This window comes from Mycobacterium sp. RTGN4 (assembly GCF_033804635.1).
GTDB lineage: Bacteria > Actinomycetota > Actinomycetes > Mycobacteriales > Mycobacteriaceae > Mycobacterium.
On the sequence record NZ_JAPZLB010000001.1, the window covers coordinates 59974 to 82520 of the forward strand.

Genomic DNA, 22547 nt, shown 5'->3' on the forward strand with positions numbered 1-22547 from the left:
GCGGCGTCAAGCGCGGCCACGGCTGGCACGATAGGACGCGAAGCAACCCACTACCGCCAGTGCGGCGAATACCGCGAATAGCCACCGTGCGGCCGTCGCGTCACCCCGATCGGTCGCGTTCACGACGATGCCCGCCAGTCCGGCACCGAATGCGCCGCAGATCAATTGAACGGTGTTGATCGCCGCCGCCGCGGTGCCGCCCTCGCTGGGGTCATCGACGCATCCCATCGCCCACGCCGAAAGGTGCGGCCAAGCCATGCCCACCCCAACGCCGATCGTTGCCAGCGCCACCACCCAGATGGCAATGACGCCGAGCGGGGCGTCCTCGACCTGACTCAGCGCGGCCAGGCCCAGGCCGATCGCCATCACCAGCGGCGCTACCGCGACCATCCGGACGATCGCCCGCGGGTTCGTCGTCGAGGCGCTCACGATCTCGCTAAACGTCCACCCCACCGCCAATGCCACTCCGAGGAAGCCAGCCGCGACGGGCATCAGGTGCGCCAACCGCTGCCCGAACAGCGGCACGTACATGTCTGCCATGGTCGCGGCCATCAGCAGACCGAGCGTCAGGTAGATCCACTTCAACGGGCCCGGCCGAAATGCCGTGGGCGGCAACACCGAAGCGGTCGTTCGGCGATCCACCATCAGGAACACTGCGACCAATGCGGCACCGAACGCGACCAACGCGATCGTCACCGCAACGTTGCGGGAAATGCCTGCGACACTGACCGACAACGCCGCAACTCCGAGGAGCAACAGCGACCACACCGGAATGCGCTGTTGCGACACCGGCTCGTCCTCGGCGCGACGCCCGGGAAGCGCAAAGGGCACCAACGCCGTCATCAACACGGTCAGCACTGCGAGCATTCCGAATGCCCAACGCCAGGAACCGAATTGGGAGAACAGTCCTCCGGCGGCGGGTCCCACCAGAGTGCCGATCCCCCACATCGCCGAGACGAGCGCCGACGCCTTGGTCCACAGCGATTGCGGCAGTGCCGAGTTGATCACGGCATACCCCAGCCCGGCCAGCAGGCCGCCCGCCGCACCTTGCACGATCCGGCCGAGCAGGAGGAACTCCATCGTCGGCGCGGTCGCACACAACACGCTGCCCAGCCCGAACACCATGAGGGCCAAGAGGTACGCCCGCCGCGGCCCCAACCGGGACAGCACGGCGCCGACGGTGGTTGCGGCTGCCACGGACGCTACGAGGTAGACGGTGGTCACCCACGCGTACAGACGTTGGCCGCCGATTTCGGCAACCGTGCTCGGCAACAGGCTGATGGTGAGGAACTCGTTGGTGGCGTACAGCGCCACGCCACCGGCGAGCACGGTCGACGCCCCGAGGTGCTTCGGGCCCAATAGGTCACGCCAACCGCCCGTGGGCGTCGTCTCCGTCTGACTCACGTGGACCACCGTAAGAGCTCAACCACAGTTGAGATCAAGCGATTTCTCATCCGGCGGGCGCACTACTTCAGCCCTGCGGCGTCCATTCCGCGCAGTTCCTTCTTCAAATCTGCGATCTCGTCACGGATGCGGGCCGCCAACTCGAACTGCAGATCGCGGGCCGCCGCCATCATCTGGGCAGTCATGTCCTTGATCAGGTCGGCCAGTTCGGCGCGCGGCATGCTCTTGGTGTCGCGCCCCTCGTAGACCCCGGCACTGACGGCCCGGCCCGGTTCGCCTTGGGCGCGTCGACCGCGCGACGCGTTCCGCCCCGACCCGCCGACCTCGATGGTCTCTGTGTCGTCGGCCTCGCGATACACCTGGTCGAGGATGTCGGCAATCTTCTTGCGCAGCGGTTGGGGATCCAGCCCGTGTTCGGTGTTGTAGGCGACCTGTTTGGCCCGTCGACGGTCGGTCTCGTCGATGGCCTCGCGCATCGAGTCGGTGATCTTGTCGGCGTACATGTGGACCTCGCCCGAGACATTGCGGGCCGCGCGACCGATGGTCTGGATCAAGCTGCGCGCCGAGCGCAAGAAGCCTTCCTTGTCGGCGTCCAGGATCGACACCAGCGACACCTCGGGTAGGTCGAGACCCTCGCGGAGCAGATTGATGCCGACGAGCACGTCGTACTCCCCCAGCCGAAGCTGACGGAGCAACTCGACGCGGCGCAGCGTGTCGACCTCGGAGTGCAGGTAGCGCACCCGGATGCCGGTCTCCAACAGGTAGTCGGTCAGGTCCTCGGCCATCTTCTTGGTCAAGGTGGTGACGAGCACGCGCTCGTCCGCTGCGGTGCGCTTACGAATCTCACCGATGAGATCGTCGATCTGACCCTTGGTGGGCTTGACGACGATCTGCGGATCGACCAGTCCGGTCGGGCGAATGACCTGCTCGACGAACTCACCGCCGGACTGGCTCAGCTCGTACGGCCCCGGGGTGGCCGACAGGTAGACCGTCTGTCCGATGCGGTTGGCGAACTCCTCCCAGGTCAACGGCCTGTTGTCGACAGCTGAGGGCAGCCGGAAACCGAAGTCGACGAGGTTGCGCTTGCGCGACATGTCGCCCTCGTACATACCGCCGATCTGCGGCACCGTGACGTGTGACTCGTCGATCACCATCAGGAAGTCTTCGGGGAAGTAGTCGATCAACGTCGCAGGCGCGGTACCGGCGCCGCGGCCATCGATGTGGCGCGAGTAGTTCTCGATCCCCGAGCAGAACCCGACCTGCTTCATCATCTCGACGTCGTAGTTGGTGCGCATCCGCAGGCGCTGGGCCTCGAGCAACTTGCCCTGACCCTCGAGTTCCGCCAGCCGCTCCTCCAGTTCCTGTTCGATCGAGGAGATCGCCTGGGACATCCGTTCCGGACCGGCCACGTAGTGGGTCGCTGGAAAGACGCGCAACGAGTCGACCTTGCGAACGACGTCGCCGGTCAGCGGATGCATGTAGTACAGCGCCTCGATCTCGTCACCGAAGTACTCGATGCGCACGGCCAGTTCCTCGTACGACGGGATGATCTCCACGGTGTCACCGCGCACCCGGAACGATCCCCTGGTGAACGCCATGTCATTGCGGCTGTACTGCACGTCCACCAGGAGTCGCAGCAGGCTGTCGCGCGGCACCTCATCGCCGACCTTCAACTCGACCGAGCGATCCAGATAGGACTGTGGCGTGCCGAGCCCGTAGATGCAGGACACCGACGCCACCACCACCACGTCGCGTCGCGACAGCAGGCTCGACGTGGCCGAGTGCCGGAGCCGCTCGACGTCGTCGTTGACCGAGCTGTCCTTCTCGATGTAGGTATCCGTTTGAGCGATGTACGCCTCGGGTTGGTAGTAGTCGTAATACGACACGAAGTACTCGACTGCGTTGTGCGGCAACATGTCCCGCAGTTCGTTGGCCAGCTGGGCAGCCAACGTCTTGTTCGGTGCCATGACCAACGTGGGCCGTTGCAACTTCTCGATGAGCCAGGCGGTGGTGGCCGACTTGCCGGTGCCGGTGGCGCCGAGCAACACGATGTCGCGCTCCCCCGCAGCGATCCGCTTCTCGAGATCCGCGATCGCCGCCGGCTGGTCGCCCGCCGGCTCGAACTCGCTGACTACCTCGAACGTGCCGCCTGCGCGCACCACGGCATCGACGGGGCGATGCTCGGAGTGCGCGAGGACGGGGTATTCGGTCGCGAAAGCCATGGTCTCCAGACTAGAACCAGATACCGACATCTTCTTGTTCCCTGAGCCCCGCCCCGCCCTATGCTGGCCCCATCCACGCTCCCAAGCGCGAGACCTTCGACGTCGCCGCCTACACCAACACCGACCCTAAGGGCGTCGTGCGGGCGGTCGACGTCTACACCGAACGGCCCTGGGGCTTGTACCTGGCCCGGCCAACGCCGGGGCGCGAACAGTTCCACTACATCGAATCCTGGCTATTGCCCGAGTTGGGGCTGCGTGCCACGATCTTCCACTTCAATCCCGGTCACGAGCGCGACCAGGACTACTACCTCGACGTCGGTCGGTTCACCCGGGTCGGAGACGTGTGGACGTCGGAGGACCACTATCTCGACCTGGTTGTGCGGACGGGTCGTGACGTCGCCTTGATCGACGTAGACGAGCTGATGATGGCGGTGAAGGACGGCCACTTGACCCCGGAAACCGCTGCTCAGGCGACGCACACCGCGGTCACCGCGATTGACGGCCTGGCCAGTCACGGATATCACCTCGAGCGTTGGCTGGGGAGCCGCGGAATGGTCCTGACCTGGCGGACCGCGTAATGTCGGCGATCATGAGCTCTACTAAGCGTGTACGAGCGGCCGCATCGGTGGCTGCCGTCCTGCTCTGCGGTGCACAGTTCCTTCCGGCAGTCGCCCACGCCGACCCCGAGGTTCCGCCTGGACCCGACGTGACCCAGCAACCGGTCGACGCCCCGCCCGCGAAGCCGTTGGCCGACCTCGGCCCTGGGCCCTACAACGTGACCTACAGGGCGCGCGTGGACGGCGTTTCGCGGGGCGCGACGATCTCATACGCGATTGCCGACGACCAGGTGAACACCGCAGACCCGACCATGGTGCCCGGGCGCACCTTCGAGGCGACGGGTGTGGTGTCGCAAGCGCAGAAGGCCGGCATGCAGGTGTCTATCCAGTGGCCGTACTCCGCGAGCCTGCACTGCGAGATCCTGGTGGACGACCAGGTCATCGCGGAGGCAGAGCAATTCGTCGCGCCCCGACTCACTCCGCAGCACGACGATCCGGGATACGGCGTGCTGAGCTGCGGAACGGTGACCAACTTCCCCACCGGGAACACTGCCCCGGTCGACCCGCCGCCGGCCGATGAGCCACCGGCGGCGCCGCCCGCTGAGGATTCCGCGCCCAGCGCCGCGTGACGCCCTGCTTGCTAGCCGTTCGCGGTCAAGGCCGCCAGGAGGTGGCGTCCGCCCATTCCCACGCGCGTCGATAGGCCACCGCAACCCACGGCTCCTTTGCTTCGGCGTAGGTACCCGTGGTCTCGTGACCACCCGCAGCCACCCGCCGTTTGAGCGCCAGATAGTCCTCGCGCGCCGCGGTATCGGCAGTCAGCCAGTCCCTGAACAGAAGTGCGAACTGCTGGCCGGGCCAGCCATCGACCCGCACGTGCACGTTGGTCGGCCGCCCCGGATCCGCTGAAGCGTGAAACCGCTTCTCCCACAACGCAGCATCGTCGGTGTGGTCGAACTGTGTGGCAGTGCTGCGCGCGTCGGGCTTGGCCACGTCCGAGGTGACGTCAGTGACGCGCGGGTACCCCGCGGCCACCAGCGCGTCGCGCAGCTCGTCGGCGAGTTCCAGCGACGCGACCGTCACCTGCACGTCGATGACGTCCTTGGCGTCCAGTTCGGGGACGGCGGTCGAGCCGATGTGGTCGATGCGCAGCGCTCGATGCCCGCATGCCGTATTCAGCCGGTTGACGATGCGCGTCGCCTGTTCGGCCCACGTCGGATCTGCCGACACCAGCCGAGGTTGGGCCGCAGCGGGGGCACCTGCGTCCAGATTCTGCGCGAATGGCATGACGCGGTGATGCCACAGGTCCGCGGCTCGCTGCTTGAGGTCCGCGGAACTCCCGGAGTTGTCCAGCCAGACGTCGGCGACGGCCCTGCGTTGGTCCTCCGTCGCCTGAGCCGCAATGCGCGCCCTGGCGTCGGCTTCACTGAAGCCGCGGTGTTCGATGAGCCGCGCGACCCGAAGCTCCGCATCGGCATTCACGATGATCACCAGGGGGAACATCGGCGCCATTTGCGACTCGACGAGCAGCGGAATGTCCTCGACGATGACGGCACCTGCCGGCGCAGCGGCGATGAGTTCCTCACGCCGCTTGCCTACCAGCGGGTGCACGATGCCGTTGAGCTTCTTGCGCTGCTCGTCGTCGCTGAATGCCACGGCAGCCAACGCGGGCCGGTTGAGCGCACCGTCGCGGAGCAGGATCTCGGCGCCGAACGCCTCTACCAACGCGGCCAACCCCTCGGTCCCCGGCTCGACGACCTCCCGAGAAATCACGTCGCCGTCGACGACGATCCCGCCGAGCTCGCTGAATGTCGCAGACACCGTTGACTTCCCGGCGCCGATACCTCCGGTCAATCCGATACGCAGCATGTGAGTCCTCACAAAATAAACCACGCAGGAAGTCGCGAGGACTTCCTGCGTGGCTTCACTCGGCGAATGAGTGGTTCTTGTTTAGGCGTTGCCCGCGAGCTTCTCTCGCAGCGCGGCCAGCTGGGCGTCGCTCGCCAGCGTTCCGCCGGACGGCTCGCCCGAACTGGACGAAGACGACGAGCCGTTGGCGGTGGCGGGCCTGCTGGCTGCCTCCGCGTCGGCCGCGGCGAACTTCTCCATCTGCGCGGTGTGCATCTTGTGGCGGCGCTCGGCCTCGGCGTACCGGGCCTCCCACTCGTCACGCTGCTTGTCGAAGCCCTCGAGCCATTCGTTGGTCTCGGAATCGAAACCCTCGGGGAAGATGTAGTTGCCCGCCTCGTCGTAGCTGTCGGCCATGCCGTACTTCGAGGGATCGAACTCCTCGGTGTAGTCCTCGTTGGCCTGCTTGAGGCTCAGCGAGATGCGGCGGCGATCCAGGTCGATGTCGATGACCTTGACCATGGCGTCGTCGCCGACCTGGACAACCTGGTCCGGGACCTCGACGTGGCGCTCGGAAAGCTCCGAGATGTGCACCAGGCCCTCGATGCCCTCCTCGACGCGGACGAACGCACCGAACGGCACCAGCTTGGTGACCTTGCCCGGAACGATCTGCCCGATCGCGTGGGTACGCGCGAAGTGGCGCCACGGGTCTTCCTGAGTGGCCTTGAGCGACAACGAAACCCGCTCGCGATCCATGTCGACGTCGAGCACCTCGACGGTGACCTCGTCGCCAACCTGAACGACCTCGGACGGGTGGTCGATGTGCTTCCAGGACAGTTCGGAGACGTGCACCAGGCCGTCGACACCGCCGAGATCGACGAACGCGCCGAAGTTGACGATCGACGAGACGACACCCTTGCGGACGGCGCCCTTGGTCAGCTGGTTGAGGAACTCGCTACGCACCTCGGACTGGGTCTGCTCCAACCAGGCGCGGCGGCTCAGCACCACGTTGTTGCGGTTCTTGTCGAGCTCGATGATCTTGGCCTCGATCTCCTTGCCGATGTACGGCTGAAGATCGCGGACGCGACGCATCTCGACCAGCGACGCGGGCAGGAAGCCGCGCAGGCCGATGTCGAGGATGAGCCCACCCTTGACGACCTCGATGACGACACCCTTGACGGCCTCGTCCTTCTCCTTGAGCTCTTCGATCGTGCCCCAGGCGCGCTCGTACTGAGCGCGCTTCTTGGACAGGATCAGGCGGCCTTCCTTGTCCTCCTTGGTGAGGACCAGCGCTTCCACCTCATCGCCGACGGACACAACCTCTGAGGGGTCGACGTCGTGCTTGATGGAGAGTTCACGGGAGGGGATGACCCCTTCAGTCTTGTAACCGATGTCGAGCAAGACTTCGTCACGGTCGACCTTGACGATGGTGCCTTCGACGATGTCGCCATCGTTGAAGTACTTGATGGTCTTGTCGATCGCGGCGAGAAAGTCCTCGGCCGAGCCAATATCGTTGATGGCTACTTGCGGCGAGGTGATGGAAGGACTTGGCATTTGGTGGGTGGCTCCGGACAGGTTTGATCGTAGTGACAGTTGATGTTGGTGTTACTCGCGATAATGCGCACACGAGTACTCGTAGAGAGTACTCGCCCGGGCACACGCTGGACAAACTCGGGTCCTTGGGGACCGCTACCCTACTGAAGTGCACTACCCAGCGATGCCATCGTCTTCGCCGCCGCCGCAGCCCTTCATTCCGCCGTTTCCGAGGCGGATCCGCAAGGTTGGTGCACCGCTCGGGGTGATCATCGCGCTCGGCAGCATCGCCGGGCTCATCGTGCTCCTGTTCACCGCGATCAATCCGGTCGGCACCACCATCGGCTTCGTCCTGGCCACCGTTGCCATGGTCGTCGTCGTGCTGGCCTTCCTATGGCTGGACCGGTGGGAGCCGGAACCGTCGCGACTGCTGGTGTTCGCCTTCGTCTGGGGCGCTTCGGTCGCCGTCGTCGTCTCCGTGGTGTTGGAGATGCTCTTCGCGTCCGTGGTGCCCTCCGAAGCCGCCGTCACCGCAATCGGCGCTCCCCTCGTCGAAGAAGCACTCAAAGGCGCGTTCCTGCTGCTCATGATGACCGGCGTCCGCCGCAACGAGCTCAACTCCTTGACCGATTGCCTGGTGTACGCCGGCATGACGGCGATCGGCTTCGCGTGGGTGGAGAACATCATGTACATCGCAGGAGGCGAGACGGTGGGCCAATCGCTCCTGCTCGCGGGGCTGCGGCTGGTCTTGGGACCGTTCGCCCATCCGCTCTTCACCTGCTTCACCGGCATCGGCGTGTACTTCGCGTTGAAGCAGCGCAACGTGCTCGCCAAGGTGGGCTGCATACTGCTCGGCTACCTGGGCGCGGTGGTCATGCACGCGTTGTGGAACGGCTCGGCCGTGCTGGGCGTCGAGACGTATCTACTGGTCTACGTGCTCTGGATGGTGCCGGTGTTCGGGTTGGCGATTTGGCTTGCCATCGCCAGCCGCCGCCGCGAGCAGCGGGTCGTGGGCTCCAAGTTGCCGGGGATGGTGTCAGCCAACCTGATTACGGCGAACGAGGCGACCTGGCTGGGCTCGATCAAGGCTCGCAAGCTGGCCTTCGCCGAGGTGACGAGACATTCTGGAAAGTCCGCAGCCAAGGGCGTCAAGGACTTCGCAGCGCAGGTGGTGGAACTGGCCTTCGTCCGCGATCGCATCGACCGCGGGTTCGGCGACGCACGGGTGGTCGCACTGCAGAACGAGGAGGCCTACTGGGTGCTCGCGGCGCGCTCGGCCGCGCCGTCGCTGCAGTACCTGGCCGCCTACCGGGCCCCCACGCCGCCCGGTCGTTAGTCCAGCCTCACCCGGCTTCAAGGGCCAGCCCACCGTCGAGACCCGGCGACTGCTCGCGTGCGGCCGACGTGGGCGGTGCGGGCTCGGGATCGACGGTGTTGCCCGCCAGCAACTGCAGGCTGGACCGGCGCTTCACGAGCAGATACCCCATCACTGCAATTCCGATCAGGTACCACGCGGCGACGACCGGACCGGCCAGACTCAACGGCCAACTCAGCGCCGTCGCGAAGCTGAACGCCGGAATGCCTGCCCCCGCGCAAAACGCGGGAATCAGCAGGGCCGCACCGAGCACTGGCGCGACGAGGTGCAGGAACACGTTGAACTCGGCCCGTCGGTAGCGCAGGTAGTACACCGGACAGGCCAGCGCCGTCACGAAGTAGATCGGCAGCACGGCGACCGTCAGGGCGGTGCCGAACATCGCGTACGCCGTCACCGGATCCCACACGTAGCCGCCCACCACCGTGAGAATCGCGCCAAGGACGAAGAACACCGTGATCGCCGTCGACGGCGACCGCCAGCGCGGGTGAACGTGACCGAACAACTTCGGCAGCGTCCCGCTGCGCCCCATCGCCATGATGCTCCGGGTGGCGGCCAGGGCCGCGCCATTCATGCATGCGAACGACGAGACCAGCAATACCGTCAACAAGATCACCCAGCCGCCGCCCCACAGGTTCGTGGCCAGTCCGATCCACGCATTGCCGCCGTGGTACGCCATGAACTCGGCCATCTTGTCCGGTCCGAAGTACACCGCCGACGAGTAGGAGGTGAGGACGTAGAACAGGCCAATCAGCAAGCAGGACAACATCACCGCGCGAGGGACCGTTTTGCGGGGGTTCTTCGTTTCCTCGGCTAGGGGCGCGGCCGCCTCGAATCCGATGAACGCGAGAAAGCCGTAGACGGAGGCGGCGATCACACCGCCCATTCCCTCGAACCCTGGCACCGTGGCGGCCGACGGGGTGAACAGCGACAGGCTGTTGGCGTCGCCGGCAGCGAAGATCATCCATACCGACATGACGACCAGCACCGCGATCTCGAAGAGGCCGAGTATCAACCCGAACCGGACGCCGATCTCGACACCGAAGAAGTTGGTGGCGAACGCCCCGGCCAGACAGGCCAGCGCCGCGACCGTCCATACGACGTTGAAGGCGGTGCCGCCGTCGGGGGCCACCGTCGTGGCCAGCAGGTTGCCGAACACCAACGCGAGGTATGGCATCGCGAACAGATACATGAAGGGATACGCCCATGCGATGACGAAACCTACGCCGGTGTGCATGGCGGTGCCGACGTAGGACGCCAGCCCGCCTGCCGACGAAATGTGTTTGGCGAGTTGGCCGATCGCCGTCGCCACCAGCAGGCTCCCGACGAGGGCGAACACCACCGACAGCGGTAGCGCCCCACCGCCGAACAGCGCACCGGTGCTGACGGCGTATGCCGCGCCTGCACCGGGCGCCATCGTCGCGATGGCAACGAACAGGACGCCGGGCAAGTTGATGACGCCCTTGGCGAGGCCCGGTTCCTCCGGCTCCTTCACCATGTGAGGCGCCGCGACGAGCTCAGGATTTGCGGTCACGTGAGTGCTCCATCTGCCTAGAGATCGACCGCGGTGGCGGTGAGCTCGACGAGTTGATCGGGATGGGCCAGCGCCGTGACGCCTAGCCAGGTACTGGTCGGGGGTGCCGCGCCGAATCGCTTCGCGAACAGCTCGGCGGTGGCCATCAAGGCCGGAACGTCGGTCGCATATACCGTGACGGCCACCAGGTTCTCCAGCGTCTGATGCTCGGATTCCAGACAGCGCTCCAGGATGTCCATCAAGAAGAGCACCTGCGCTTCCATGGATCCCGTGCCGATGACCGTGAATTCTGGTGGGGCGCCGGTGAATGGCGCGATTCCGGAGTAGTAGACGGTGTCGTTGGCGCGGACCACCTGACTGAAGCCCAGGAGCTCGAACGTGGATTCGTCGACGTAGCCGATCTCCGGATTGCTGCGCGCGATCATGCCATTCCCCCTGCGACAGCTGGGCTTTCGGCGTTCACTAACTCGTCGTGGAACGAGTCCATGAACTCCGAATTGAGGTGGTCGGTCTTCTTGGTCAACGACGCGAACTCGTACTGCTTCTTCGGCATGTCGTCACGGATCGCAGCCATCGGATCTTCGAAGTCCCGGATGTATCCCACTGCCAGTCCACCCATTTGGTAGCCCATCAACTTGAGCAGGTCGTCGTGGAGCGTGCGCGCAACCTCGATGGGCGTCGACAGATATTGGTTCTCTTCCTGGCGGACCCAGCCGACGCAGTAGGTGATGTTGATCCCCTGGCGGATGCTGTCCGTCTTGTTCGCAGCCGCGCCGTGATAGACCTTGCCGGAGTAGAAGAACATCGAACCGCGCTCCATTTCGGCGCGCACGATCCTGGGATCGTCGTCCTCGTAGGTCTGCTTGCCCTCGAGGAGGTGACTTCCCGGCGCGATGCGCGTCGCACCGTTCTCGACCGTGAAGTCGGTCATCGCCCACATGGTGTTGCACTGCACGTCGTAGTCGAGCGGGAAGGGGAAGAAGTCCCACGCAAGCTCGTCACGGTGCAGCGGCTGATGCGTCTCGCCGGGAAGGACCGAGATCACCTGGGTGAGGTGCAGCTGATAGACGGTGGCCTTGTGCAACAAGTCCGCGGTGGTGTCGAGCACCAGCGGATGAGTGACGAGCTCACGGCTGGCCGGCGAGCGCGGGATCAACGAGCCGGTACGCCGCGTGTGCCTGCCGACGAAGTCGTCGTTGCCGAGCGGCGTGAGGTCGATGTAGTCGTCGAGCTCCTCAGCAACTCGGTCCATGACCTCGTTCGAGACGAGATTGTCGACGATGACGAAGCCATCCTTGCGAATCGCCGCCGACACTTCGGCGGATGTAGCGGTGGGCGGCAGATGGTATTTGGGCATGAACGAACTCCAATCATTTCGATGGCCTGCGAGGCGAACGGCGGCGTGACCTCGGTGGGCTAGAGTCGACCTAGCCAGGGGGCTCGGGGGGCTTCGGCAGTGAAGCGGCGTCCGCAGGAAGGTGACAACTGAAAGTGAATCAGTCTCAGATTTCTGCCGCGCTGCCCGTCGGTAAAGGGCTCATTACGCCGGCACGCCTCGCGGACCTGATGGTTCCGGTCATGCCGCAGGTCGGCGCCAGGCGCTCGGCAATCCAATCGCGCAGCCAGGAGAAGCTGGCCCGCGTCCTGCAGTCCACTGCGGCATTCCTGGACGAGACGGGGCCCGAGGCAGTCACGACGACGTCCGTGGCGGCGCGGGCAGAGGTATCCATCGGTTGGCTCTACAACTTCTTCGATGATCGCGAAGCGCTTCTCGAAGAGGTCATGGTCAGCGGATTGGTACGGCTTGACCGCCAGCTAGATGACGTCGGCTTCAGTCTGGCCGGGCCCGACTGGCGTACCACGCTGGTCGCTGGGATCGACACCGTCATCGAGTTCTTCGATGCCTCATCGGGATTCAGGTCGCTCTGGTTCTCCGCCGAGTTCACCGGGCGCATGCTGCAGGCGAACCGGCTACACGACGACGCACTCGCTGCCTACCTCGCTGCCAGCGTGACGGAAACCAGGCCAGACGCACCAGACGTGCCGATGGACATCGTGACGCAAGTCCTCGTCGGCATGCTCGACAAGGGTTTGGACCTCGCCTACCGCAACGATCGGGCTGGCGACAAGAACATGCTCGATGAAATGACGCGCGCCAGCGTCGACTACATCGGCTGCTTCCTATTGTGACGCTGTGTCAGTGTGCGGCAGCGTCCCAGCTGCGCCCGTAACCGACGGACACCTCGAGCGGAACGTCGAGCGGATAGGCCCCACCCATCTTGTCGCGAACAAGCGTCTCGAGGGTGTCGCGCTCGCCGTCCGCGACCTCGAAGAGCAGCTCGTCGTGCACCTGCAACAGCATGCGGGATTTCAGGCCCGCTTCCTTGATCGCGGAGTCGACGTTGATCATCGCGACCTTGATGATGTCGGCGGCGCTGCCCTGGATCGGCGCATTTAGTGCTGCCCGCTCGGCGGCCTCGCGAACATTGCGGTTGCTGCTGTCGAGTTCCGGCAGGTAGCGGCGCCGACCCAACACGGTCGACGTGTAGCCGTCCTTGCGGGCCTGGTCGACCACCGACTGCAGATAGTCCCGCACCCCGCCGAATCGTGAGAAGTAGGCCTCCATCTGGACTTTGGCCTCTTCGGTGGAGATCTTGAGCTGCGCGGCCAGCCCGTAGGCACTGAGTCCGTACGCGAGCCCGTATGACATGGCCTTGACGCGGCGTCGAAGCTCCGCGGTGACCTCGTCGATGGGCACGCCAAACGCCCGGGATGCGACGAACGAGTGCAGGTCCTCGCCGGTGTTGAAGGCTTCGATCAGCCCTTCATCGCCGGACAGGTGGGCCATGATGCGCATCTCGATCTGGCTGTAGTCGGCCGTCATCAACTCGGCGTAGCCGGCCCCCACCACGAAGCCGTCGCGGATCTGCCTGCCCGCCTCGGTGCGGATCGGGATGTTCTGCAGGTTCGGCTCGGTCGAGGACAACCGGCCGGTAGCGGCGATGGTCTGGTTGAACGTGGTGTGGATCCGGCCGTCGGAGGCCACCGAGTTCAGCAGCCCGTCGACGGTGACCTTGAGCCGGGTGGCGTCGCGGTGGGCCAACAGGTGCTGCAGGAACGGGTGACCGGTCTTGTCGAACAACGTCTGCAATGCGTCGGCGTCGGTGGTGTAGCCGGTCTTGGTGCGCTTGGTCTTCGGCATCTCGAGTTCGTCGAAGAGCACGACCTGGAGCTGCTTCGGCGAACCGAGATTGATCTGCTTGCCGATCACGCCGTACGCAGCTTCGGCCGCGTCACGGATCTGGTCGCCGAACTGGCTCTGCAGGGTGCCGAACAGGTCCAGGTCGACGGCGATGCCCGTGTGTTCGAGTTCGGCGAGCACGCGTTGCACCGGCAGCTCCATCTGGCCCAGTAGTGCCGATGAATCTATGCGGGCCAACTCCTCGTCGAGCGCTTCGGCGAGGTCAGCCACGGCCGAGGCCCTCAAGAGCAGCGTCTGCACGGCCTGGTCGTCGACGCCCTCGTCGTCATCGAGCAGTGAAAGTTGTTGTTGCTCAGGATTATCCGCACGAAGTTCACGTCGCAGATAGCGAAGCGACAGGTCGTCGAGCGCGAAGCTGCGCTGGCCGGGCCGCACCAGGTAGGCGGCCAGCGCCGTGTCAGAGCTGACGCCCGCGAGCGTCCAGCCCCTGCCCGCCACGTCGTGCATCGCGAGCTTGGCCTCGTGCAGTGCCTTGGGTGCGTCGACGTCTGCCAACCACGAGGCCAACGCGGCTTCGTCCTCGGGGTTCAGCGTGGCGGTGTCCAGGAAGCAACCCTCTCCGTCGGCGGCCGCGATGGCCAGCGCGGTGGCATCGGCGTCGAACGCGAGATGAGTGCCCACCACGGCGAGCCCTGAGCGGGCACCGTGGCTGTGCGCAGACAGCCAGCCTGCGAGATGACCGGGCTCGAGCACGCCACCGCGAACGTCGAACCCCTGGTCCACCTCGGGGTCCGCAGAGGAGAGCGTCTCGAACAGCCGGTCGCGCAGAACCCTGAACTCGAGGTCGTCGAAGAGCCGGTGGATCTGGTCGCGATCCCACGGCTGCAAGCCGAGGGTGTCCGGTGTCTGCGGTAGCGGAACCGCCTTGACCAGCTCGGTCAGCTCGCGATTGAGGATCACGTGAGAAAGGTTGGAGCGCAGTGCATCACCGACCTTGCCGCGCACCTCGTCGACGTTGTCGACGAGGGACTGCAGCGAGCCGTACTCGACGATCCACTTCGTGGCGGTCTTCTCCCCCACCCCGGGAATGCCGGGCAGGTTGTCACTCGGGTCGCCACGCAGGGCGGCGAAATCCGGATATTGAGTGGGCGTGAGCCCATACTTCGCGAGCACGGCGTCGGGAGTGAACCTGGTGAGCTCACTGACTCCCTTGATCGGATAGAGCACGGTGACGTCGTCACTGACGAGCTGGAGGGCGTCGCGGTCACCGGTGACGACGAGCACCCGGTAGCCCGCCTGCTCGGCCTGGGTCGCCAGCGTCGCGATGATGTCGTCGGCCTCGAACCCCGGCTCGGCGAGCACGGTGATGCCGAGCGCGCCAAGCACCTCCTTGGTGATGTCGATTTGACCGCGGAATTCGTCCGGGGTGGCCGAGCGGCCCTCCTTGTACTCCGGGTACTTCTCCTTGCGGAACGTCTGCCGCGACACGTCGAACGCCGCGGCCATGTGAGTGGGCTGCTCGTCGCGCATGAGGTTGATCAGCATGGCGGTGAATCCGTATACCGCGTTGGTGGTCAACCCGCCCTGGGTCTTGAAGTTCTCCGCGGGCAGCGCATAGAACGCCCGGAAGGCCAATGAATTGCCATCTAGCAGCATCAATGTCGGCTTGGTGTCTGTCTTGGCCGGGCTCACAGCCCTACTCTATGCAGGCCCACCGACGCCCATTCGGCCACCTTCGCGCGACCGCGGCGTCAACGCCCGGGTTATCCTCGGCGTCGAACTCATCGCCGCTGTGGAACCCATGCCTGATACGAAACCGATCGCGCCGTTCGCCGCCGGACCCATCTGGTCCATGGCGGGTGTGGTCGCGTCGGCTCAGCTCATTGCCGCGATCGTCGGCTCCGGGTACTGGTTCGACGAGGTGTACATGGTGGCCATCGGCCGTCATCATCTCGACTGGGGTTCGGCCGATCAGCCTCCACTGACCCCCGCCGTTGCCGCCTTAGTCGATACGCTTTTTCCAGGTTCCGTTGTGGCACTGCGGATTCCCGCCATCGTCGCGACGGCGGGCTGCGTGGTGGTGGCAGGCCTGATCGCGCGCGAACTGGGCTGCGACAGGCGCGCACAGCTGCTAGTGGCGGCCGCCCAGGCGACAGCACTGTGGACCAACCTGGCCGGGCACTGGCTCACCCCATACACACTGGAACCGGTCGAATGGCTGCTCTTGCTCTGGTTGCTCGTGCGATGGATCCGCACGAGGGACGACCGCCTGTTGCTGATGCCGGGCGTAGTGGTCGGCGTCGCGGCGATGACGAAGTTCCAGGTGCTGCTGCTGTGCGCGGTGATGCTGGTGGCTGTTGCGGCGTTCGGGCCGAGATCGCTTCTTCGCACGCCGGCGTTGTGGGCGGGCACCGGGCTCGCTGCGGTGATCGCCTCCCCGACGCTGGTCTGGCAGGCGATGCACGGTTGGCCTCAGCTGAAGATGGCACCGATCGTGGCCCAGGAGGCGGGCCCGCTGTACGGCGGGCGTCCCGGCATCGCCGTGACGTTGATCGTGTTCGCGGGAGTAGCGATGACGATGCTGCTCGGATACGGGGTCTGGCGCTTGCTGCGCGCCGAGGAGTTGCGTGAATACCGTTTTCTCGCAGCCGCTTTCCTGGTGCTGTACGTGGTGTTCGTCGCCACCGGCGGCCGGCCCTACTACCTCGGTGGCGGGTATGCGTTGTTCGCCGCTGCCGGAGCGCTCGGTCTCCAGCGGCGGCGCGAAGCGGGTCCAACACGCTGGCGATGGGCGGCATGGCCGGTGTACGCGCTGAGCGCAGTCGCCGCCGTCGCGGCGCTGATCCTCGGTGCGATCTTGACGCGCTCCGACGTGCCCGAACAGATCGCCGCGCACACCGCGGACGTGTATCACCGCCTACCGGAGCAGCAACGCGACCGAACCGCGGTCGTCGGCGAGTCGTACATCGTGGCCGCATACCTCGACGGTTACGCCGAGCGCTACGGCCTACCGGAGGCCTTCAGCACCACTCGCAGCTACGGCTACTTCGACCCACCGCGGGACGACCAGGACGTGGTGCTGTTCGTCGGGTCGGATCCCACTCGGTGGCGGCCTTACTTCGGACGCGTCGCCGAAGTCGGCGACGTCTCGGGCGAGATCAAGGCGTGGTTGCTGACGGAACGACGCGAGCCGTGGGACGTGCTTTGGGCACGGCTGCGCACGCTGAGCGTTGCGTGACGAACTGCAACACGTTTCAGTTCCGCTGCTCGGGTCGGTAGTCTGACGTCCGTGCCAGGAGCAGCCGAAGCCATCAACCACCTACCGGCGATCGATGGGTGGTTCACCACCGACGACGCAGGGGATCCGCATCTCATCGCGGGCAAGTGCACGCAGTGCGGTACCTACGTGTTCCCTCCGCGGGCCAACAACTGCCCGAACCCAGCGTGTGTCGGCGATGTACTCGAGCAGGTACCACTGTCGCGGCGCGGCAAGGTGTGGAGCTACACCGAGAATCGGTATCCCCCACCTGCTCCCTATCCGGCGGCAGACCCGTTCGAGCCGTTCGCCATCGCGGCGGTGGAACTCGCCGACGAAGGACTGATCATCTTGGGCAAGGTCGTCGAGGGCACCTTGGCCGCCGACCTCAAGGTAGGCATGGAGATGGAACTCACCACGATGCCGCTCTACACCGACGACGACGGCTTCGTGCGCAGCGTCTACGCATGGAGGATCGCATGAGCCCCGAAACATCCCCCGAGTCGCTTCGCTCCGGCCCGCCGGAACCGCTCTACATCCTTGGCGCCGGCATGCACCCCTGGGGCAAGTGGGGTCAGGACTTCACGGAGTACGGCGTCGTCGCAGCGCGCGCCGCACTCGCCGAAGCCGGACTGGACTGGCAGCAGATCCAGTTTGTGGCGGGCGCCGACACCATCCGCAACGGCTACCCCGGCTTCATCGCAGGGTCGACGTTCGCCCAGAAACTGGGCTGGAACGGCGTCCCCGTCAGCTCGAGCTACGCGGCCTGCGCGAGCGGGTCGCAGGCGCTTCAGAGCGCGCGTGCCCACATCCTGGCCGGATTCTGCGATGTGGCACTGGTCATCGGTGCCGACACCACCCCCAAGGGCGCCTTCGCGCCGGTTGGCGGCGAGCGCAAGAACGATCCGGACTGGCAGCGCTTCCACCTGATCGGCGCGATGAACCCGGTGTACTTCGCGCTGCTGGCCCGGCGCCGCATGGACCTCTACGGCGCGACGGCCGAGGACTTCGCCCAAGTCAAGGTAAAGAACTCCCGCCACGGCCTGCAGAACCCGAATGCCCGCTACCGCAAGGAATCCGCGGTCGAGGATGTGCTCGCCAGCCCGGTGGTCTCCGACCCGCTACGGCAACTCGACATCTGCGCCACCTCCGACGGGGCGGCCGCGCTCATCGTGGCCAGCAAGTCGTTCGCCGAGAAGCACCTCGGTTCACTCGAGGGCGTGCCGTCGGTGCGCGCCGTCAGCACCGTTACGCCCCGGTACCCGCAGCACCTACCCGAATTGCCGGACATCGCAACGGATTCCACCGCCGTGGTGCCCGGCCCCGACCGCGTCTTCAAGGATCAGATCCTCGACGCCGCCTATGCCGAGGCCGGCATCGGCCCCGAGGACGTCAGCCTGGCCGAGGTGTACGACCTGTCCACCGCGTTGGAGCTCGACTGGTACGAACACCTCGGGCTCTGCGCCAAGGGCGAGGCCGAGTCGTTGCTGCGCAGCGGCGCAACCACCATCGGCGGTCGTGTGCCCGTCAACGCATCGGGCGGACTGGCCTGCTTCGGCGAGGCCATCCCCGCCCAAGCCATCGCTCAGGTCTGCGAGCTCACCTGGCAGCTGCGTGGCCAGGCCACCGGCCGTCAGGTCGAGGGCGCCACGGTCGGCGTGACCGCCAACCAGGGCTTGTTCGGCCACGGCTCGTCCGTGATCGTCGCGCGCTAGCGGATTGGGGGAGTCTTTCCGGCGCTCAGCGCCGGAAATACTCCACGAATCGCTAGGCCACGCCGAGATAGGCGGCGCGAATGCTGTCGTCCTTCAACAGCTCCCGTGCGACGCCGCTGCGCGTGACCCGGCCGGTCTCCAGGATGTAGGCCCGGTCCGAACGGCTCAGCGCCTGCTGCGCGTTCTGCTCGACAAGCAGCACGGTGGTGCCTTGTGCATTGATTTCCGAGATGATCTTGAAGATCTGGGATATCACCATGGGCGCCAACCCCATCGACGGCTCGTCGAGCAGCAGCACCTTGGGCCGAGCCATCAGCGCACGGCCGATCGCCAGCATCTGTTGCTCGCCACCGGATAGCGTGCCACCGACCTGCGAGCGACGCTCGGCGAGCCGCGGGAACGTCTCGAACACCCAGTCGAGCTTTTCACGATGCTCGGACTTGGACGGAAACTTCCTTCCGTAACAACCCATTTCGAGGTTCTCGACGACGGTCATCCCTGGGAAGACGCCGCGGCCCTCGGGCGCCTGGATCAGCCCGTCGGCCACCCTGCGGTGGGCCTTGACCTTCGTCACGTCCTTGCCGTCGAACCATACCGAGCCCGCGGACAGCGGACGCAGCCCCGAGATCGCGCGCATCATGGTCGTCTTGCCAGCACCGTTGGAGCCAAGCAGCGTGACCAGTTCGCCTTCGCGTACAACGAGCGAGATGCCGTGCAGGGCTTCGATCCGCCCGTAGTGCACGACGACGTCGCGGACCTCCAGCAGGACGGGCCGGGGATCGAGGTCGACCGGAGCATCTACGTCAACCGCGGTCGGCTCAGGCGAGTTCGTCATCGGGCACCCCCAAATACGCGGCGATGACCTTCGGGTCCTCGCGGATCTCGGCGGGCAGGCCGTCGGCGATCTTCCGGCCGAACTCCAGCACCACGATGCGGTCGGTGACGCCCATTACCAGGCGCATGTCGTGCTCGATGAGCAGCACCGTGTACCCGTCGTCGCGGATGGCCTGGATGAGCTCGATCAGGGCCGCCTTCTCGCTGGGGTTGAAGCCCGCCGCCGGCTCGTCCAGACACAGCAGCTTCGGTTCGGTCGCGAGCGCGCGGGCGATCTCCAGGCGACGCTGATCCCCGTACGGCAGGTTCTTCGCCTTCTCCTCGCCGCGGTGCGCGATGCCGACGAACTGAAGTAGTGCGGCCGCCTTTTCGATGGCCGACTTCTCCTCACGCCGATGTCGGGATGTCCGAAGCAAGGCTCCCGGCACGGACGTGTGGTGCCTGGCGTCAGTGCCGACCACGACGTTCTCCAACGCCGTCATCTCGCCCCACAACCGAATGTTCTGGAACGTCCTGGCGATTCCCCGGCGGGTGATCTGGTGGCGCTTGATCTTTCCGAGCGGTGCCCCGTCGAACGTCACCGAACCCGAACTCGGCCGATAGACGCCGGTGATCGCGTTGAAGCACGTCGTCTTGCCCGCCCCGTTGGGCCCGATCAGCCCGAGGATCTCTCCGCGCTTGATGCCGAACGTCACCGCGTCCAGCGCCGTCAGGCCGCCGAACTTCACGGTGAGTTCGTTTGTCTGGAGCAGGATTTCACCTTCGGCCGCGTTCATGTCGCGGTTGAGCGAGGCGAGTTCCTCGTCGATCAGCGGTTCGTTCATGCCGCCGCCTTCTCGTCGTCTGCGCTGCGCAGCAGCTTGCGCGCCGTCCTGCCATACGCGAGTAGTTGTTGACGAACCGGGAAGAGCCCCTGCGGCCGGAAGATCATCAGCACCACCAATGCCAACCCGAAGAACAGGTACTTGAGGTCACCGAGGTTGACCCCGAACACAGTCACGCCGAGCAGGCGGTTCGGTAGGTACACGATGATGAAGGCACCGAAGATCACGCCCAATTTATTGCCCTGACCGCCGAGCACGACGGCGACCAGAAACAGCATCGAGTTGATGATGTTGAAGTTCGTCGGCGCGACGTACTGAACCTGCCCGGCGTACAGCGCACCCGAGAGCCCGCCGATGCCCGCTCCGATCACGAAGGCCCACAGTTTGAACTTGAAGGTGTTGACGCCCATGACTTCTGCGGCGTCCTCGTCTTCACGGATCGCCACCCAGGCCCGGCCGACCCGACTGCGCTCCAGATTGCCGACGAACAGCAGGATGACGACCATCAGGATCAGGCCCAGCCAGAACCACCAGGTGCCGTAATTCATGTCACCCGCCGCGTTGCCGTTGGAGAAGACGCCATTGGGTCGGTGCGGGTTCTCCAACAGCCGCGGATAGGCGATCCGATCCAGTCCGCGCGAGCCGTTGGTGATGTCGGACAGGTTGTCGGCGAGCAGTCGAATGATCTCGCCGAAGCCAAGCGTCACGATCGCGAGGTAGTCCCCACGCAAACGCAGGGTGGGGGTGCCAAGGATCAAGCCGGCCAACGCCGTCACGCCCATAGCCAGCGGCACACACGCCAGCCACGCCCAGTCGGAGTGCAGGAATCCGTTGACCCCCACCTGATTCCACGGGCTCGACGGGCTGGTGAGCAATGCGACGGTGTACGCGCCGACGGCATAGAAGCCGACGTATCCGAGGTCGAGCAACCCGGCCTGGCCGACGACGACGTTCAGTCCGATCGCGATGATCGCCACCATGACGAATTGCGCCATCGTGGCGCCAAAGCTGATCCCGGGCGTGTCAAGGAAGGGCGGCGTCGCGAGCGGAAGCATGGCCAACAGGGCGAACAACATCATGCCGACGACCCACTTGGGAATCCGGCCGAGGTTCGCCCACTCACTGCGGATGACGTCGCCAGGAGCCAGGAGCGCGCTCGTCCGCTTGTTCGGCGGGTTTGTCGAATTCTCCTCGGCGCTCACGCTCTTGCCTTTCCGAGGCTCTCACCGAGAATGCCGGTCGGCCGGATGAGCAGTACGAGCACAAGCAGGACGAAGGCCACCACGTCACGCCATTGCGTCCCGAAGACGGCCTGTCCGTAGTTCTCCATCACGCCAAGCAGAAGACCGCCGAGCAGTGCGCCACGCAGGTTGCCGATGCCACCGAGCACGGCGGCGGAGAACGCCTTGATGCCGAGCAAGAAGCCACCCGAATAGATGATGCCCTGCGGCACCTTCAGGGTGTAGAGCAGCGCGGCCGCTCCGGCGAGCAGACCGCCGATCAGGAACGTGGTCATGATGATGCGTTCGCGGGAGACGCCCATGAGCGTGGCCGTCGTCGAATCTTGTGCCACGGCGCGGATTCCGCGCCCGAACTTGGTGCGGTTGATCGCGATGTCGGTGAGCAGCGCGAGCACCATTGCCGACGCGATGATGACGATCGTGACGTTGGAGACCGATGCGCCGAAGATCGTGAACTGAGTCTTCGGCTGCACCAAGATGATTGGCTGCTGTGCGTTGGATCCGCCGTAGCCAGGGATGATCCGCGGCAGAATGAAGTGCACGAATTCCTGTAGTACGAACGACATTCCGATTGCGGTTATCAGGAAGGTCAATGGCCGCGCGTTGCGGCGGCGCAACGGCCGGTAGGCCACGGCTTCCAGCCCAATCGCGGCGGATCCGGACACCAGCATCGCGAAGATCATCGCGATCGCCAGGTAGAGGATCGTCAGCCCGATGCCCTTGTTGTAGGCATTGCCGCTCGGCGAGAAACCCAGGATGTAGTCAAGGCAGAAGTACGCGCCGAACATGCCGAGCATGAAGATCTCGGAGTGGGCGAAGTTGATCAGCCGGAGCACCCCGAAGACCAGGGTGTAACCGACGGCCACCAAGGCGTAGATGGCACCCCAGGACAGCCCATCGACCGTCAATTGCCAAAAGCCGTTGAGCAGCCCATCGACGTTGAAGTTGATGTTGGCCGCCTGACAGACGACTTGGTCGATGCACTCGTGGAACATCCGGGGGCGG

The 22547-nt window shown here is 65.4% G+C and carries 19 protein-coding genes; 7 read left to right on the forward strand and 12 right to left on the reverse strand.

The window, feature by feature from the left end; translation table 11 throughout:
- Nucleotides 1-6: 6 nt before the first annotated feature.
- Complete coding sequence (locus tag SLQ30_RS00275; protein ID WP_319444858.1) at nucleotides 7-1404, reverse strand: MFS transporter; 1398 nt, start codon at nucleotides 1402-1404, stop codon at nucleotides 7-9.
- A 62-nt stretch (nucleotides 1405-1466) separates the two neighbouring features.
- Nucleotides 1467-3626 carry an excinuclease ABC subunit UvrB gene (gene uvrB, locus SLQ30_RS00280; protein ID WP_319444859.1) on the reverse strand — a complete coding sequence of 720 codons (2160 nt, stop codon included), beginning with the start codon at nucleotides 3624-3626 and terminating at the stop codon, nucleotides 1467-1469.
- Between the two features lie 71 nt (nucleotides 3627-3697).
- Between uvrB and SLQ30_RS00285 the strand changes: the two genes are divergently transcribed.
- Nucleotides 3698-4204 carry a DUF402 domain-containing protein gene (locus tag SLQ30_RS00285; RefSeq protein WP_319445541.1) on the forward strand — a complete coding sequence of 169 codons (507 nt, stop codon included), beginning with the start codon at nucleotides 3698-3700 and terminating at the stop codon, nucleotides 4202-4204.
- Nucleotides 4205-4215: 11 nt separating this feature from the next.
- Nucleotides 4216-4812, forward strand: a complete 597-nt coding sequence (locus SLQ30_RS00290; protein ID WP_319444860.1) for a hypothetical protein — start codon at nucleotides 4216-4218, stop codon at nucleotides 4810-4812.
- 25 nt (nucleotides 4813-4837) lie between these two features.
- On the opposite strand, the gene coaE is transcribed toward SLQ30_RS00290, so the two are convergent.
- Both coaE and rpsA read right to left on the reverse strand, forming a co-directional pair.
- Nucleotides 4838-6052 (reverse strand): dephospho-CoA kinase, encoded by a 1215-nt coding sequence (gene coaE / locus SLQ30_RS00295; protein WP_319444861.1) that lies wholly within the window; start codon nucleotides 6050-6052, stop codon nucleotides 4838-4840.
- An 81-nt stretch (nucleotides 6053-6133) separates the two neighbouring features.
- Nucleotides 6134-7585, reverse strand: coding sequence for a 30S ribosomal protein S1 (gene rpsA / locus SLQ30_RS00300; protein WP_319444862.1), 1452 nt, complete (start codon nucleotides 7583-7585; stop codon nucleotides 6134-6136).
- Nucleotides 7586-7748: 163 nt separating this feature from the next.
- On the opposite strand from rpsA, the gene SLQ30_RS00305 reads away from it, so the two are divergent.
- On the forward strand, nucleotides 7749-8900 hold the full coding sequence (locus SLQ30_RS00305) for a PrsW family intramembrane metalloprotease (protein ID WP_319445542.1): 1152 nt from the start codon (nucleotides 7749-7751) through the stop codon (nucleotides 8898-8900).
- A gap of 7 nt (nucleotides 8901-8907) precedes the next feature.
- Here the strand turns inward: SLQ30_RS00305 and SLQ30_RS00310 are convergent, their stop codons facing one another.
- The 3 genes from SLQ30_RS00310 to SLQ30_RS00320 are packed head-to-tail and all read right to left on the reverse strand — an operon-like array spanning nucleotide 8908 to nucleotide 11827.
- Nucleotides 8908-10470, reverse strand: coding sequence for an APC family permease (locus tag SLQ30_RS00310; protein ID WP_319444863.1), 1563 nt, complete (start codon nucleotides 10468-10470; stop codon nucleotides 8908-8910).
- Nucleotides 10471-10487: 17 nt separating this feature from the next.
- Entirely contained in the window at nucleotides 10488-10895 is a 408-nt protein-coding gene (locus SLQ30_RS00315; RefSeq protein ID WP_319444864.1) for a RidA family protein, read from the reverse strand.
- Nucleotides 10892-11827: a phytanoyl-CoA dioxygenase family protein gene (locus tag SLQ30_RS00320; protein ID WP_319444865.1), complete on the reverse strand. Its 936-nt coding sequence runs from the start codon at nucleotides 11825-11827 to the stop codon at nucleotides 10892-10894. The genes SLQ30_RS00315 and SLQ30_RS00320 overlap by 4 nt, the downstream gene beginning before the upstream one ends.
- Before the next feature lie 134 nt (nucleotides 11828-11961).
- Between SLQ30_RS00320 and SLQ30_RS00325 the strand changes: the two genes are divergently transcribed.
- On the forward strand, nucleotides 11962-12660 hold the full coding sequence (locus tag SLQ30_RS00325) for a TetR/AcrR family transcriptional regulator (protein ID WP_319444866.1): 699 nt from the start codon (nucleotides 11962-11964) through the stop codon (nucleotides 12658-12660).
- A gap of 7 nt (nucleotides 12661-12667) precedes the next feature.
- Here the strand turns inward: SLQ30_RS00325 and polA are convergent, their stop codons facing one another.
- Nucleotides 12668-15328 (reverse strand): DNA polymerase I, encoded by a 2661-nt coding sequence (polA, locus tag SLQ30_RS00330; RefSeq protein WP_319445543.1) that lies wholly within the window; start codon nucleotides 15326-15328, stop codon nucleotides 12668-12670.
- A 145-nt stretch (nucleotides 15329-15473) separates the two neighbouring features.
- Between polA and SLQ30_RS00335 the strand changes: the two genes are divergently transcribed.
- The 3 genes from SLQ30_RS00335 (at nucleotide 15474) to SLQ30_RS00345 (ending at nucleotide 18643) form a co-directional block, all read left to right on the forward strand.
- The gene (locus tag SLQ30_RS00335) at nucleotides 15474-16910 is read left to right on the forward strand and encodes an ArnT family glycosyltransferase (protein ID WP_319444867.1); all 1437 of its coding nucleotides are present in this window, start codon (nucleotides 15474-15476) and stop codon (nucleotides 16908-16910) included.
- 72 nt (nucleotides 16911-16982) lie between these two features.
- Nucleotides 16983-17411, forward strand: a complete 429-nt coding sequence (locus SLQ30_RS00340; RefSeq protein ID WP_319445544.1) for a Zn-ribbon domain-containing OB-fold protein — start codon at nucleotides 16983-16985, stop codon at nucleotides 17409-17411.
- Nucleotides 17396-18643 (forward strand): lipid-transfer protein, encoded by a 1248-nt coding sequence (locus SLQ30_RS00345; RefSeq protein ID WP_319444868.1) that lies wholly within the window; start codon nucleotides 17396-17398, stop codon nucleotides 18641-18643. Before SLQ30_RS00340 ends, SLQ30_RS00345 begins: the two co-directional genes overlap by 16 nt.
- A gap of 52 nt (nucleotides 18644-18695) precedes the next feature.
- Here SLQ30_RS00345 and SLQ30_RS00350 read toward each other — a convergent pair whose 3' ends face one another.
- Genes SLQ30_RS00350 through SLQ30_RS00365 form a run of 4 tightly spaced genes read right to left on the reverse strand, consistent with a single transcriptional unit; the run spans nucleotide 18696 to nucleotide 22537 of the window.
- Nucleotides 18696-19478 carry an ABC transporter ATP-binding protein gene (locus SLQ30_RS00350; protein WP_319444869.1) on the reverse strand — a complete coding sequence of 261 codons (783 nt, stop codon included), beginning with the start codon at nucleotides 19476-19478 and terminating at the stop codon, nucleotides 18696-18698.
- On the reverse strand, nucleotides 19462-20301 hold the full coding sequence (locus SLQ30_RS00355) for an ABC transporter ATP-binding protein (protein ID WP_319444870.1): 840 nt from the start codon (nucleotides 20299-20301) through the stop codon (nucleotides 19462-19464). The genes SLQ30_RS00350 and SLQ30_RS00355 overlap by 17 nt, the downstream gene beginning before the upstream one ends.
- Entirely contained in the window at nucleotides 20298-21503 is a 1206-nt protein-coding gene (locus SLQ30_RS00360; protein ID WP_413467890.1) for a branched-chain amino acid ABC transporter permease, read from the reverse strand. Before SLQ30_RS00360 ends, SLQ30_RS00355 begins: the two co-directional genes overlap by 4 nt.
- The gene (locus tag SLQ30_RS00365) at nucleotides 21500-22537 is read right to left on the reverse strand and encodes a branched-chain amino acid ABC transporter permease (RefSeq protein WP_319444871.1); all 1038 of its coding nucleotides are present in this window, start codon (nucleotides 22535-22537) and stop codon (nucleotides 21500-21502) included. The genes SLQ30_RS00360 and SLQ30_RS00365 overlap by 4 nt, the downstream gene beginning before the upstream one ends.
- Between the last annotated feature and the right edge of the window lie 10 nt (nucleotides 22538-22547).

What these genes read in the sequence shown, in the direction of transcription:
- SLQ30_RS00320 (WP_319444865.1), bottom strand. Translation starts at nt 11,827, where the DNA reads ATGCCCAAATACCATCTGCCGCCCACCGCTACATCCGCCGAAGTGTCG.
- polA (WP_319445543.1), bottom strand. Translation starts at nt 15,328, where the DNA reads ATGCTGCTAGATGGCAATTCATTGGCCTTCCGGGCGTTCTATGCGCTG.
- SLQ30_RS00350 (WP_319444869.1), bottom strand. Translation starts at nt 19,478, where the DNA reads ATGACGAACTCGCCTGAGCCGACCGCGGTTGACGTAGATGCTCCGGTC.
- SLQ30_RS00365 (WP_319444871.1), bottom strand. Translation starts at nt 22,537, where the DNA reads ATGTTCCACGAGTGCATCGACCAAGTCGTCTGTCAGGCGGCCAACATC.
- SLQ30_RS00355 (WP_319444870.1), bottom strand. Translation starts at nt 20,301, where the DNA reads ATGAACGAACCGCTGATCGACGAGGAACTCGCCTCGCTCAACCGCGAC.
- uvrB (WP_319444859.1), bottom strand. Translation starts at nt 3,626, where the DNA reads ATGGCTTTCGCGACCGAATACCCCGTCCTCGCGCACTCCGAGCATCGC.
- SLQ30_RS00335 (WP_319444867.1), top strand. Translation starts at nt 15,474, where the DNA reads ATGCCTGATACGAAACCGATCGCGCCGTTCGCCGCCGGACCCATCTGG.
- SLQ30_RS00345 (WP_319444868.1), top strand. Translation starts at nt 17,396, where the DNA reads ATGGAGGATCGCATGAGCCCCGAAACATCCCCCGAGTCGCTTCGCTCC.
- SLQ30_RS00305 (WP_319445542.1), top strand. Translation starts at nt 7,749, where the DNA reads ATGCCATCGTCTTCGCCGCCGCCGCAGCCCTTCATTCCGCCGTTTCCG.
- SLQ30_RS00290 (WP_319444860.1), top strand. Translation starts at nt 4,216, where the DNA reads ATGAGCTCTACTAAGCGTGTACGAGCGGCCGCATCGGTGGCTGCCGTC.
- coaE (WP_319444861.1), bottom strand. Translation starts at nt 6,052, where the DNA reads ATGCTGCGTATCGGATTGACCGGAGGTATCGGCGCCGGGAAGTCAACG.
- SLQ30_RS00315 (WP_319444864.1), bottom strand. Translation starts at nt 10,895, where the DNA reads ATGATCGCGCGCAGCAATCCGGAGATCGGCTACGTCGACGAATCCACG.
- rpsA (WP_319444862.1), bottom strand. Translation starts at nt 7,585, where the DNA reads ATGCCAAGTCCTTCCATCACCTCGCCGCAAGTAGCCATCAACGATATT.